This is a genomic window from Pseudomonas fluorescens, from assembly GCF_902498065.1.
GTDB classification, from domain to species: domain Bacteria; phylum Pseudomonadota; class Gammaproteobacteria; order Pseudomonadales; family Pseudomonadaceae; genus Aquipseudomonas; species Aquipseudomonas fluorescens_BJ.
The window spans coordinates 1,487,970-1,502,448 of sequence record NZ_CABVIR010000001.1 but is presented as its reverse complement, the minus strand read 5'-3'; the positions used below and the strand labels follow the sequence as shown (position 1 = coordinate 1,502,448).

Below are 14,479 nucleotides of genomic sequence, written 5' to 3'. Positions count from 1 at the left end.
GCGACCCCGACTCACTGTTTCCAGAAGTCGGGGTACGTTATTCACAGAGATTGTGACATTCAACGCTTGAACAGCAAGACGAAACCGTTGCAGCGTCGGTGCAAAAAGTGAGGCATCAGGAACGCTGCCTGTCTGCGTGGGCGAGGATTTCAGAAAGCGGGGTAGGGCGCGCAGGTGAGAGTACGCTGAGTGTGGGCGGGGGGGTAACGGGGAATGTTGCTGAGTTGCCAGTCGGCAAGCTGAACGCTTTCCTGGCTATCGGGACAGCATTTTTCCGATAGCCAGGAGGAGCGTGGGCTGGTTAGGTATTTGACGGACGTGTGGGCGGGGCGACTCTACCCGTACCAAGTTCTATCCCATTATTGCCGTTTTCGTCGAAGAGGTAATAGCCTGATTCTTCCCGTACTCCGGTGAATTGAGGTTCGACCTTCCTCACGCCTTGCACGGTAGCGGACTGAGGGACACTGCCGGTAGCCGCCCCGTCACGGCCCCCGGCTGGGCCTTGTTTCCCGGGAAGACCTTGTCTCCCGCGATGACCTCGCGGCCAGGTATGCCCGAGAGACTCCGGCTTGCCCGAGTTAGTGAATCTTCTCTTGATCATCGCCATCCACCCGGCTCCCCCTCCCCCCCCACCTCCCGCTGCTGTAAGGCTTGCACGCGTCCCGACACCAACACTAGCACTCGCCACGTCCGTAGTCGCCGTAGCCACCGTAGCCGTCGTAGTCACCGCTTTCGCAGCTTCTTTTGCCGCCAGCTGGGCGGCCTTTACGGTCGATCTCACTGAGGAGATGGCGCCACCACTGACCAATCCACTGACAGCGCCGACGCCATACCCAATGGTAGTCAGCAAACTGTCGTTCGTCATTCCCCCCCAAACTTGCAGACCGACACCTGCAGCTTGCCCCACAATCCCGACGATGGCGACGATGTACATGACCGACATGGGGGCCGACCAGGGCATGAGAATGGCTGAGCCTACGAGAAATATCCCCGCCAAACCCACACCAATCCATGCCTCGATACTCATCCCTCCGCCACCGACGTAAACCGGCAACTCTGGACGTCCCCCTCGAGCTGCGTGGCCACTTGGATCGCTCAGGTTGATCGGATTACCCCGGCAGTACATATACGGGTTGATCCCGCCCTCCGCGAAGGGGCTGAGCGAGTCCGGGCTGTGGAATCGCATCAGGCCGGGGTTGTATGCCCTATAGCCACGTCCCAACAGATACCAGCCGTGAGACCTTTCGCACACCTCGCCGTTGAAGGCCAACAGGCTTTGCAGTTCCTCTTCGTTGAAGAGCTTGCGTGCGCCATAGGCGCTATAGCTCACCCAGCGAACGGAACCGTTCAAGCTCTCGCCGATTACGCTTGGGCTGGCGTCGGTCATCAGCAACAAGGTGCGGTCGTGGTCGTTGAGCCGCTGTTCACCCAGGGGCGTATCGGCCTGATGCAGGTAGTAAGTGCGCTTATCCGCCTGCACGGTATGGTGCACACGATAGCCGCTGTAAAACCGCAGGGTTTCCTCTTGCTGGTCCTCGCGCACGCCTAACAGGTTGCTATGCCCGTCATAACGGTAAGTGCTCAAGGTTTGTTGTCCTGAAACATCTTTCACGGCAAGCAGGCGACCCCTGCTGTCGTAGCTCAATTGTTTACCGTGCTGATCGTTGAGCATGTTGCCGTCGGCATCGTATTCGAATGACTGGCTCGCCGGATAACCGCCTGCGGTATGGGTATGCGTGACCGACGACAGTTGGCATGCATCGTCGCCGGTGTAGGTGAAGCGCGCGATATCAGTGGTGTCATCCTTGAACGTCGTGACGCAGCGTTGGATATTGTCCAGCGCATCGAAGGTGAATACTTGTTGGGTGATGGCATTGCCGTAGACATCGGTGGGCAGGTTTTCGCCAGAGCAGGTGTGCCTGATCAACCGATTGCGCGGGTCATAGGTGAATTCTTCTTTGAGAAGGCTGCGCCCGGCGGTTTGCAAGTGGCGGCTTTGCAACTGGTCATCGGCAAACCAGGTTTGTGTAAGGGTATGGAGCGGTTGGTCCGTCAGTTGAAACGTGCGTTCGATTTCTCGTGTCAGGGTGTCATATTTCACTTCAGTCGTGAGTGAGAGCCGGGTGCGCAGGTTCCGGGTGATGGTCCTGCTGAGCAGGCTCAACCCGTTGTAGGTGAATTCGGCCTCAAGCTCGCCTTGTGTCAATTTTGCCAGGCGCCCGCTGTCGTCGTACTCCATGTGCGTGTCCAGCCCGCCGGCAACGCTGCTACTCATTTGCCGGCCAAGCAACGAGTAAACGTATTGCCTGTCCTGGATCGTTTTACCGTTGTCGACTTGTTTCTCGCTCAACAAATGGCCGTCGGCGCTGTACTTGTACTGGATACCGTTGTCGTCGGTGCCTACCCGGCTGATCGCCGCATCCAGGGGGTCGTAGGCGTAATTCTCCTGGCCTTCCAACGTTGTGATGCTGACGGGTTGCGGGGAGAGCGCCAGGTTGTATTCATGGTCAATATTTTTTCGGGCCGGGGTAACGCGGCGCCAAACCTGCATCTGTCTCTCTTTATAGCGGTACTGTTCAACCCTTGGATTATCCAGTGAACCCACCCGCACCTCGGTCAAGCGTTCGAGTCCGTCGAACGATTGCTGACCTACGACGACGGTGGGCTGATTGGCGTTGCCGGGGGTCACCTGCAAATCAATGGTCAGCTCGCTGGAGCTGTGGTCGGCGAAGCGGCGGTTGACGATCGTTTTGTCGGGAAGCGTGGTACTGGAAACACGTTTCCACGCGTCGTACGCGTAATGGGTCACACGCTCCTGTTCGTCAGTCAGTTGCTTGAGTTGTATGCAATTGCCCAGTCCGTCATAGGTGTAATAGCTGGTGTCGAGCGCCTGCAATTGCTCGCTGAGCAACAAGGTGTCCAGGTGCTGCTTCACCGAGAGCTGGGCATCGGGACTCTGAGTCTGGCGCAGGTGCGCATTCAAGCGCTGGGCGTCAAGGCGTTGCGTCGAAACCACTTTGCCGAAGCGATTGTAGTGGCTGATGGTCAGTCCGCTGACCTGAGGCGGTTGCTCGTCGCTTTGCTGCCAATTGCGCTCTATGGGGCCGTCTTCGCCAAAGGGCGACAGGTCGGTAATGATCGCCACACCGTCCAGGCCGAGGGTGCTGCTCAGCATGCCCCAATTGTCGTACTTGAACGCCTGAGTGATGGGGAGTTGCTTTTCTCCGATCAAATCAAAGTGGGTTTCTTCGATCAACTCGCCGATTTCGTTGTGCACAGCCGCGTAGATCTGACGGGGTTCAGCCCTTGAGTCGGCGTCTGGCTCGATTCGCCCTTGATAAACAGCACGGTTCAAACCGTCGAAATGGGTAATGGTTTTGGCGTTTTTGACATCAGTGACCACCATGCTGGATTGCTGACCGTCGGATGAAGTCAAGGTGTATTCATACGTGCGTGTAGCTTGCGCCTGTGGGTCACCGGGGGACGCCGTTTCGCTGGTCACCCGGCCCAGAGCGTCATAGCGAAGGAGCATCGGCACGTTGGTCAGATCCTCCTTGAGCACCAGTTGGCCCGTGATCAGTGAATAAACCTGCTTGAGGCTGATTTGCGCATGATAGGTTCCATCCTTGTGGTCGAACCCTGTCAGTAGTTCGTCTATTTGCAAGACCGCACCACCGGCCAGCGTGTTATCGGGTTGGCTGTACTGATAGTCGGTGCGCGTGGTCTTGCCGTTAATGATTTGACGCTGACTCAGCAAGCGACCATGCAGGAATACGTCGTTGGGCAGTTGGTTATAACTGCGCAGGGTCTGCTGTAACTCGGTCTCGGTTGTACCGTCGACTTGCAGCAAGGTTTCATCGGTGATGACCAGCCAGTCCTGCAAGTCGCTGTTGGCCAGCGGCTTGAGCGCTTCATGCCGCAGGCGGGTACAAAGGGTCGGTGCGGGTGTTTCGCCCTGGCCGTCAGGTGAGGGGTAAACCGTCGTTTCCTTCAGGCTGCGCACAAAGCCGTGCGGGTCGGCCGGGCAACCGTCGGACGCTTCTATGGGGTAGTAGGCGTAGACGGTCTTGATGCCGCTCGATTCAATCTTTTCAGTTGGATTGCCATTTTCATCAAAGCTTGTCCGTTCAACTTCAGCCCGGAACTTGGTGCCATCGTTGTCCATCTCCCAACGGGTGGTTTTTTCCTTGGGCAACTGGAACTGCGGGACTTGCTGATCGAACGGTCGGTTATCGGCGTAATACGTGGTGGTGACGCGTTTGACGCAGTGTGCCTGGGTCGTCTTTTCCTCGGTTTGCAGATGAAAGCGGTTGTAGGTGCGATCTACTTTGCGCACGGTTCTACTGGTGCGGTTCACCAGTTCTGCGGTGCTGCCGTATTCAAAATCCGAACTGAGGTTGTACGTCGGGTCCATCCCGTCTTCCCAAATGACCGTGGCACCGGCCCCGAGGAAGTTTTTCGCGGTGTAGCTGTAATTGACCACCATTTCCGGTTGACCAAACCCCGGGTCGGCTCGATGACGCGTCACACGGGGCAAGTTAGGTCGGCTGACACCACCGGGATAGGGATGCCCGTTATCGGCATACTCAAGGGTTTCACGGCCCCCGACCGGGGTCTTGACCTCATGCAGGCAGAGAATGCCGCGAATCGGCCCGTTGCCATAACCAAAGCGCCACGAAGCTTTTTCGGCGGTGGGCAAGACGATTTCGGTGACCCAGCCGCTGTTGTTCAGCTTCATTTCATAACGCGCAAGCGGAGTGCCGCCGGGGCCGCCATATGGGCGCACGAGGATTTCGATGAAGTAGCGATTACTGTCACGGTTGATCTGCAGCAATTCACCCTGGGCATCGCTGATCGATTGCAGGCGCTGGCCGCCCATGAACGAAGCGTAGGTGAGGTTGATGCTGTGACCGGCCGGGGAATAGATGCGGCTGGGCAAGGCCACCCGGTCTTTGTCGCTGCCGCCGGTGGTCAGGATTTCAATGATCCCGGACTTGTGTATCACACGGTAAGTGCCATCCAGGTTGTCTTCAAAATGGAAACTGTCGAGTTTCTTTTCCTTGATGGTGGGGTGAGTACCGCTGCCGGTGACCTTGTAGGTTTCGCCGGTGCTCAGGGACAGGATGCTGTTGTGCGGGGTGAACTGGGTCAGGTTGAGGTTCCAGCCCAGGCCCCAACCGGAGTCGATGATCGTATTGATCGGATTGAACGTCAACTTGAGGGGGATTGAGGGACCGCACAGTTGGTTGCTGTTGAATTCGGGAATATCGATGGTTTGGGTGTATTGCCCGGTACGATGGTTGACACCGCCTGTTATGGCACTCATGAAGCCAAAGGCTTGGGAGTTCACAGCGCTCGAATTAGTCATGTTATGTGTCTCATGGGGAGGAACCATTTATAACAATTCAGGATTTTTTCGAAGTTATGGCGTCGTGGGTGGGGCGCCTGATATTTTAATACTCAAGCATGAAAGTTTGTCCCTGAGATGCGACTTGAATTCGATTGATTTCATTTGCAGGCCAGGCTTGATCATCTGTTCAGGTTTGTAGCTAGGTAGATGGTCAAGTTGAATAACTTCTGTGGTGGTTTTTAGTCTTGTTGTTTTAAGTGTGACGATGAAATCGCCAGGGCCTTGAGAGTAGGCTCCGTTTGTGTCACCGTTTTTGGGAGTGCCTTCATAATTTGTCAAGACAACGTCCGTGGCTGAGGGAGCGTCGAGGAATGTAATGGGCCGGACATTGTCATTGAAGTGGCTACAGGGTGAGTCTACTCTCCTAAAGTTGTAGCGGATATACGTATTCGGCAGTGCAGGAAGGGGTAGAGTGCATATTGAGCCATCTTCTTTGGCGAGGATAACTGTGCCCGTTACGGCCGCATTTGAGTATGCAATTGGAATCGCAAGTAATAGCCCGCAAACTGCCGATTTTATGTGATTCATGAAGATAAATCTCTGAGTGGTAACGGGGCTGAGTGTCAAACCAGGTAGTCTTACGTTATCAGGTGCTCGGACTTTGTGAACCTAGCAGTTCTGATAGTATTGCCCAGCGGTATTGCGCAAAACACGAAATTGCGCTCAGAGATACGGTCAAGTGCATAGGCTTGTTATTCAATGGGTTATAGCAGGCAGATGCCGGTTTCGTCGGAACAGGCAGTTAGGCGGGCGCGCTAAGGTAGAAGAATTTCAGCGTTTTGCAACCTAGCAGTTCTGATAGTGGTCATTGAAGATCGTTGTGCCTCAGATTGAGGTCATCGGCATTACAGGCGGAAACGCCATCATCAGCTATCGCAACGAGTCCCCCGGCACTGGGCAGCCAGATGAATCCGAGAGGCAGACGATCGACATAGTCAAACCGGTTTCAGCGCTGTTGCCGGAACTTTTGATCAAAGACTACATCGGCGGCCCGGTGAGCCCGGGACGCTATCCCTCCGGCGCCGCCAGTAGAAAACCGCCGTCCATCAAACTCAAATGCGCCAGGTGTACTGGGTCAGGTTGAGGTTCCCTCCCAGGTCTCAACCGGAGTCAATGGTATTGATCGGACTGAACGTAAAGTTAGTTGCTGTTGATTTCGGGGATATCGATGATTTGGGTATATTGTCCCGTGCGATGGTTGACACCCCTTCCATGGCACTAATGAAACCAAAGGTTTGGGGGGCGACGACTATTTACAAAAATTGTTTTTTCGAGATTATGGTGCTGGAAGTGGTGGTGCCTCTGAGATTCTAATGCTTATGCACGACAGGCTATTTCTTAAGTGAGAAGTGATTTTGCGATATTTCATTTGCAGTCCCGGTGCTATTATCTGACCAACTGCATAGGTGGCAAGGTGGTCAAGTTCAATGTTGCGTGTGGTGGTTTGTCTTTTTGTTGTTGTAAGATATATTAAAAAATTACCTTCAGCTCCGCAAATCCCGCTGTACCTATCGTCATTGTTATTGGGGTAACCTTCATGATCGCTGAACGAGACCTCTGTGGCGGAGGGTACTTCAAGGAAAGTAATAGTACGGGCTTTGTCATTGAAGGATCTGCAGGGGCTGCCGTCTCTTCTGAGGTTGTACCGAACATAAGTATTCGGCAGTACTGGAAGAGGGACGGTACATGTTGAGCCATCTTCTGCCGCGAGGAGAATGGCGCCCGCTACGGCCGCATTTGAGTATGCGATCGGAATCGCAAGTAATAGCCCGCAAACTGCCGATTTTATGTGATTCATGAAGATAAACCTCTGAGTGGTAATGGGGCTGAGTGTCAAACCAGGTAGTCCTACGTTATCAGGTGCTCGGACTTTGTGAACCTAGCAGTTCTGATAGTATTGCCCAGCGGTATTGCGCAAAACATGAAATTTCGCTCAGAGATACGGTCAAGTGCATAGGCTTTTTATTCAATGGGTTATAGCAGGCAGATGCCGGTTTCGTCGGGACAGGCAGTTAGGCGGGCGCGCTAATCTAGAAGAATTTCAGCGTTTTGCAACCTAGCAGTTCTGATAGTGGTCATTGTGCAAGTAGCGAGATAGGGTGAGTTCAAATGCTTCGTTGCATTTTAACTTTCGGGAATCACGCTATGGACTATGTTAATCCTCCGCCGGTTACTGCCGACCCTTCTATGACCGATGTTAATGACCTGGATCAGCTGGATAGATCCAGTGACTTTCCGGTCGTCCAGGTCAAGGAGTCCCATACGCTCAAGCTGGATCCCGCTGCCATCGGTCAAGCCGGGGCCATCGCCATTGTGCCGCCTTATCAGGATATGGCAGTCGGCGACAAAGTGGCTTTCACCTGGCAAGGGTACTTTCAAGGTACGCCCGAAACTGCGCACCGCGAGGTTCTTGAGCTGAAAGCCGAACACATTGGACAGCCCCTGAAGTTCGTTGTGCCTCTGATTGAGATCATCAGCATTCCAGGCGAACACGCCATCATCAGCTATCGCATTGAGTACGCCGGCACTGGGCTGCCAGATGAATCCGAGCGGCAGACAATCGACATAGTCAAACCGGTTTCAGCGCTATTGCCGGAACTGGCGATCAAAGATTACACCGGCGGGCCTGTGAGCCCGGGACGCTATCCCGATGGCTTGGTGCTGCAGATCAAAACTGTTGATACGGGCATTCAGGAAGGCGACTGGGTGCTGGTGTACTGGGCAGGTAGCGAATCGGCAAAAAGCGTGACCAAGGCACTACGTGTCGATCATTCGACCCTCGACAACGGTGATATCGAATTCACTATCGAACCGCGATGGCTGACTGCCAACGCCGGTGCGCGCGTGACGGTGAGTTATCAATACGCACGGGCAGGGCACGCGGAGTCTGGCGAACCCAGGCAACTGGAGATCAGCAAACCGTTGTATCTGCCGCCGCCGCCGGTGGAAAACGTAACTCCGGTCGGGGAGAACCGAGGGGATTTGCAGGCCAACACCAGTGGCGCCTACGTGACCATACCGCAGGATGCAGAAATCGGCACAAGTCACGTAGAGGTGCATTGGGAGGGCAACCCCAATGGCGGGCGTGGCAGCATTTCGGTGCCTGTGGGGGGCACGGGCCGGCGTTTTCATGTTCCGCCTGACTTGATCGCAGCCAACATGTCAAAAGAGGAAAGCGCACGTTTTCCGGTGAGTTACACCGTTACACCGCCTGGCGATAGATCAACTGCATTCCACCTGCGCATCGAGCCTTTGCCTCGCTCGCAATATCCCAATGTGCAATGTACCCAGGCCGTGGGCAATGTAACGCTGCGGCTGTCCAGTGTCCCACAGACCGGTGCCGACTTGACTATTGCGTCGTGGCCATTTATCGCGATTGGCCAACAACTGACGATTCAAGCCACAGGGATCAGTCATGGCTCAGCCCCGGTTTCCATAACGGCGCGCGATAAAATCCCAGTGACAAGCGACGAATTTTACAAGCGGAAAATAGAAGCAAAGCTCTCTCTTAATTATTTGAAATCTCTCAAGCTCAATGAGCAGTTCACGATTAGGGCATGGGTGAGTTTCGACAATGGGGAGACGCTTACGCCCTTTAACGATTTTCGTCTCACGCTGACAAGTTGATAATCCGAGCGTATTAAATATTTTTAATCAATAGCGGGTGCCATCATGGAAAATAAATCAGTCGAAGAAATGCTTGAATGGTTAAGAGTTGAGCCGAGGACCAAAAAATGGGACTCAGTACTTGCTTTTGATCGTGCCAAAACCAATACGGTCCTGCTGCAGGAGTATATCGGTCGGTTTAGTACGGATGATTATCTGGCGCCAATTACTGAAGAGATCCTTGATAATTCGACTCCAACGCAAAAAGAATACATCGTCGACTATGTGTTTGACAGTCCACGTTTGTCGTTTCAGAACGCCAGTCTGCAAAACTCAAAGGCACAGTTGGATATTAAAGTGGTTGGAGGTACACATCTTACATTTTCAAAAGTTGCTGGTGATCTTACCTGGAGTATTGCCAGGATTGCGCTGGAGGATGCTCTGGATGGACCTAAGTTGTCGGCTGAGATCGACTTGGCGGTGAATAATGGGGTGGTGTCCTCCGCTGGGCAAGTGGAGATAAAGATTGACCAGGGCGTGGATTATAAATTGACCTACGTTGATACTCCGCACTTACAAAGGGTGGCGGGGGAACGTATCAAACAACTTTTCAGTGTATTGCCGGAAAAGCAGACAACCTTCGTACTCAATCAACTGAAATTTGAGCCGGATCAGTTTTTAAAGCCGAAGGAGTTCATTGTTCGTACCCACAATAAAAAAGGCTCGGGTGCTCGACTTCAGGCGGATGAGAATGACACTGAAGGGGCAGTGCTGTTGTTTGTCACCATGGAGGGTGGGACAAATGGTGATCTGCCGGCAACTAACAAGGATTTGAGGTATTTGTTGGCGGATGGGTATTCGGCGACGGTGTTGTTAAGTCATGAAATCATCAAGGAAAAGATAATCGTCGCTGGTATGCGGCTCATGAACCAGAGCAATATCGAATTTAAGTATACGCCTATTGAGCAGGATGGAGGTTTTTACGGGATTCGTGCAAGAGAAGGCGCGTTGGTTGAAGATGGCGATCTAATTGTTACGCCGGGTTTTGATCTTAAAATAGATTTTTTGCATATAGAATTTATAAAAAATCCCCATGAGCACCTCCTTAATGTTTTTTCGTTCCTACTTCCTGGTTATATGCTGTCGACAGACCCAGGTTGGGTAACAAAAACTTGTAGTTTGGTGGCAGCAGGCTATTCGTATCAGAGTGCGGTTTGTCTCAGGTTGCAAGGTAAAGAAGTTTGGATTCCCGGTACGATTACGTTTACGTGGAATACCCACTTCCCCCTTGACTTGGTTATTGAGAACGGGGATGTGAAATTTGTACCACGCCCCATTCAACCACCAATTACAGAAATGTTTGCTGTCTCCGCTGGAACATTTGAAGATATTCCGGCAATAAATAGTGCGATTAATCTGGCACTACCGAAGCTTGAAGAGTGGCTACGAACTGCCATTCACGCAGCCTATGATCGATTCATGACTGTATTGCCCCGAATCAACACCTTCACGCTTAACAGCCTGCTGTTCCGCGGTGACAATACGGTGCAACTCGACAACGTACATATCCCAACAGACATGGTCCTGTTCGGCCACGTGGGCCCAACCTTGACCGCCTTTACCCTCAATCGTCTGGAACACGTGATCGGCCACAGCGAAGAATTCAAGTTTGCAACCGTACCCTTGCGCAACGATGTGACCTGGAAGGTCGAGAACATTCCCGGTAGCAGCGGAAACCCCGGCTCCATTGATGCTACCACTGGGCTATACAAGGCACCGACCTCTGACCAGCTCGTGGGTGATCACACACGCCTCAAAGTGACCGCAACGGATGGCACCCACAGCAGTTCCGCGCTGGTCTCGGTGTTGCGACGGGGCATAACCATCAACCCACTGGTTCAAATCGCTACGGCCGGAGATTCCATGGGGAATGAACTATCGGCCGGTAGCCTGGACGGTGGACCGCTGGACTGGTCCGTCGATCCCGCTTCGGATGCCAGGGTCGTGCCCAGCGAAAAACCGGGGGGGGACCATACCTATTTCCCTGGCGAGTTTAAACCGGGTACGGGTTTTAGTATCGACACGATTGAAGTGACCAACCCTAGAACAAGAACAACCGAGTATTCGACAGTTCTGGTGATTCACGGGAAACCATATTTCGCCGTGGATATTTTGAAAGCCGCCAGTTTTTCGGAGAACAGCGTTCAACTCGTTGTACTGACCCCGGATGGTCGTCCTATCGAGCCTGGCGTGCTTGACTTGACCTGGCAAGTCCTGGCGGGTTCGGGGCGAGTGGATGAAAAATCCGGTGTTTTTGAAATAGATCCGGCAGGAACTGACAAGTTCTCAATTATTACCGTGAAACTTCCTGAGATAGTTCCGGGGATGGGGGCTTTTTATGGTTTCAAGATTCTCCCGATACCACTGTTTAGTGTACCGGAAGCCATTCGAATGCTGAGTCTGGATGGGAAGTAAGTTGATATTTTATGAATGTCCGGGAGCACGGCTATGTCTTCTAACTCACTGCAAACTTTATTGAATCAAATGAAAGGCGCTTCGGTAACCCGTGACTGGGGTGCCATTGCAGTCTTCGGTCAGGCGCAACTCAACCGTTTGCTGGAAGAGCAGTACCTGGCGTGGTTGAGTGACTCACGCTTTATCCCGCCTATCAGTGGCAACATCGTGTTGGGTGGTGGGGAGGAGTCCGTTGAATTGGTGGATCTGTTTCTGGGTAAACCGGTGTTGTCGTTTGGCTCCGCTTCATTGAACAGATCCGTTGTTACGCTGACCATGAACATCATCGGCGGCAGTTACACCGCGATGAGTAATTCGGCCACTAGCGCTCCCAAGTTGATTTCAAGTTTCAGTATCGCTGAAGAGATGGGCTACAAGGTCGAGTTGCTGATCAACCTGGGGCAGGTCGAAGGCGAGGTGGACAAGCGGGGCCGCGTCACACTCGATCTGGCCAGTGACCCTGATATGAAATGCAACCTGGGAGACCTGCCGGCTGTACAAGCGAAGATTGCTGCGCTCATTCAATTGCATTTGGCCGCGTTGCCGGTTGACACACGCACCTACGAGCTGGGCCTGTTCGATTTCAGTGGGTTCAACCCCCTGAGCCCGAGAGGGTTCTACATCCGTACCCAGAAAGCCCCAGGCGCTGAAACCCCGTCGTCGCCCAATTTTGGAAAGGGGGCAGTGGTGGTGTTCATCCGTCTGAAAATCAATGATAGAAATGGGGATATGCCCGTTGAAGGCGGTGATTTTCCCTACTTGATCCCGGACGATCAGGCCGCAGGAAAAGATCTGTACTCGGCATCGGTGGTGTTAAGTCAGCAGTACCTGAAACTGCTGGAAGAGACGCAACTGGATGTGCTGAAGAACCTGCTGTTTCCCGGTGAAAACGTCTTTGTCGAAAGTACCAACGGTCGGCATACGCCGTTCGATCTGCTGGTGTTGGGCAATGTCAAGGCCACCGACAAAAGCGTGCGGATCTTGCCGTCGTTCATCAATCTCAAGGATGGCAAGGCGCAACAGTTCACTGCACTTAAGAGCAATGGCGACGCCGTCAATGCCACATGGACCGTAAGTAATCTCATCGAACCCTTGGCGGTAGGGACGATCAACCCTGTGGATGGCTTGTACACATCCTCGGGCACACCGCGGATGGGAAAGGAACGCCTTCCGATTATTGTGACCGCCCACTACGCTGAGGATGGCCAGAAGTCCCGTTCGGCATTGGTGCTCGGTGCGTTTGAGAGCCTGAACGTCTCGCCGCGGGTAATTGTCAGCGGCATCGGCAGCGGGGCCAGTCCGATTCCATTGACGGTGACCAGTCTGACCGGAGGGGAGTTGCTCTGGCCCACGCTGTCACCGGAAGAAGGTGTGCTTACCGTCGTCGATAACAATCACGCGATTTATACGCCGCCTCTGGCTCTGCCAGGCAAAAGTCTGGCGGTACAGACCATCAACGTCAGTGAGAAACTGACCAATGAGAGGATCGACGCCACCATCGTGTTGTTGGCCGGGCCCCACCAATTAGTGGTTGAACCACCGTACGTCGCCGCTGTATCAGCCTCATTCCCGATTCAGTTCCGCACTACGACGCCTGCGGATGCGCTGCGCTGGGAAGTCTTCGGCGAAGGGAGTGTCGATGGGAATGGCTTGTTTACTCCGCCTCAAGCGCCACGCTCACGGTGCAGCGTCGTGAAATCCACCTATTCAGTGAATGGCGTTGATCTGGTAGCCGGTTTCAGCGTTATCCAGCTCACTGAACAACAGGCGCCAATGCCTCAATGGTCAGCGTTGCAGGAATTTTCAATCTCCACCATCGGCGGGCGAACCACAGCGTACGCCAATGGTTTCCAGCAGATCCCGGTGCGGATCACGATTGAAACCAGTTCGACATCGTATGGAGGCCAGGAATATGACATACCGATCAGCGATGCCGAATTGGCGACCTTGGAGATCGTAGACAAATCCACGGGCAATGCAGTGCCTTTTGTGCATGTGGCGCAGGACGGGATTGAATACGGTAGCGGTATCCAGTACGCGGCCAATAAAAAAAGAAACCGGTTCCGGCTCTATGCCCGCACGGACCCGACCCAAGGTTCGCCATTAGCGCCGCCTGATGCAAAAAACAACCGAGTCCGTACCCGAGAGCTTTACATTCAGCTGGCGGTGGGGGGGAGCCGTACGTTCTATGCTCAGTTTAAAAGTGCGGGTAACAGCATATTTAAATCGATTGACAAGAAGGGCGAGAATTTTGAAGTCACGGTACACGGCGAAACATTCGCGCCGCCGGACGCGGACACGGAGCAGGGCAGGAGTCTCTATAAATTTACACGTGATCGTGTGGCCCAGGATCCGAATGGCCATGATGAAGCCCCCGGTAGTGATTCCCCGGAGTGGGATTACTTCAGCTACTATCTTTGGTCTACCGATTATTGGCGCTTAACTTATACTACCGGCGATAGCAAGATTATTGAATTCGTCTCGGCGTCGATTCAGGAGAATATTTCGACGATTCGGTGGGAGAGTGAACTACTTGCAGAAACATTTTTCAGCTATACCGGCTGTGCCTTTAATCCGGCAAACTTCGAGGGGTATGACAGTCCGCGGCCTGAGGTGCTTTCTTTTGACCCCTATTTATGGGGGTTGATGAGAGAGAAAAACAAGGTGTTGAGTGCATCTTTCGAGCCGGACAGTGCGCCGGCGGCTGGAGAGTTTGTGTTCAGCCTGCACCGGGTCCACGATATGCCTTACTGGTATGACGGCGAGGCCAATGGGGACAAGACTAAACTGTTCAGGCAATACCTTGATCGGGGTGTTAAATTGACATTGTTGGACATGGACGGCAATCGACATTCACTACAGGTCTCATTTGATCTTAAAGAACGCGAGGATAGTCGTAATAGACTTATTCTCCGACGTCAGTCTTAGCTCATGAACTTGTGTAAGTAA

At 53.4% G+C, this 14,479-nt stretch carries 4 protein-coding genes; 3 read left to right on the top strand and 1 reads right to left on the bottom strand.

All coding sequences use genetic code 11. The features are described 5' to 3' along the window. Nucleotides 1-301 precede the first annotated feature (301 nt). Nucleotides 302-5,326 carry an RHS repeat domain-containing protein gene (locus tag F8N43_RS07060; protein ID WP_191630106.1) on the bottom strand — a complete coding sequence of 1,675 codons (5,025 nt, stop codon included), beginning with the start codon at nt 5,324-5,326 and terminating at the stop codon, nt 302-304. 2,229 nt (nt 5,327-7,555) lie between these two features. Here F8N43_RS07060 and F8N43_RS07055 point away from each other — a divergent pair. The 3 genes from F8N43_RS07055 to F8N43_RS07045 are packed head-to-tail and all read left to right on the top strand — an operon-like array spanning nt 7,556 to nt 14,458. Beyond that, nucleotides 7,556-9,037, top strand: coding sequence for a hypothetical protein (locus F8N43_RS07055; protein WP_150639029.1), 1,482 nt, complete (start codon nt 7,556-7,558; stop codon nt 9,035-9,037). 45 nt (nt 9,038-9,082) lie between these two features. Further along, entirely contained in the window at nt 9,083-11,491 is a 2,409-nt protein-coding gene (locus F8N43_RS07050; protein ID WP_150639028.1) for a hypothetical protein, read from the top strand. Between the two features lie 33 nt (nt 11,492-11,524). Beyond that, the gene (locus tag F8N43_RS07045) at nt 11,525-14,458 is read left to right on the top strand and encodes a hypothetical protein (RefSeq protein WP_150639027.1); all 2,934 of its coding nucleotides are present in this window, start codon (nt 11,525-11,527) and stop codon (nt 14,456-14,458) included. The last annotated feature ends 21 nt before the right edge of the window (nt 14,459-14,479 follow it).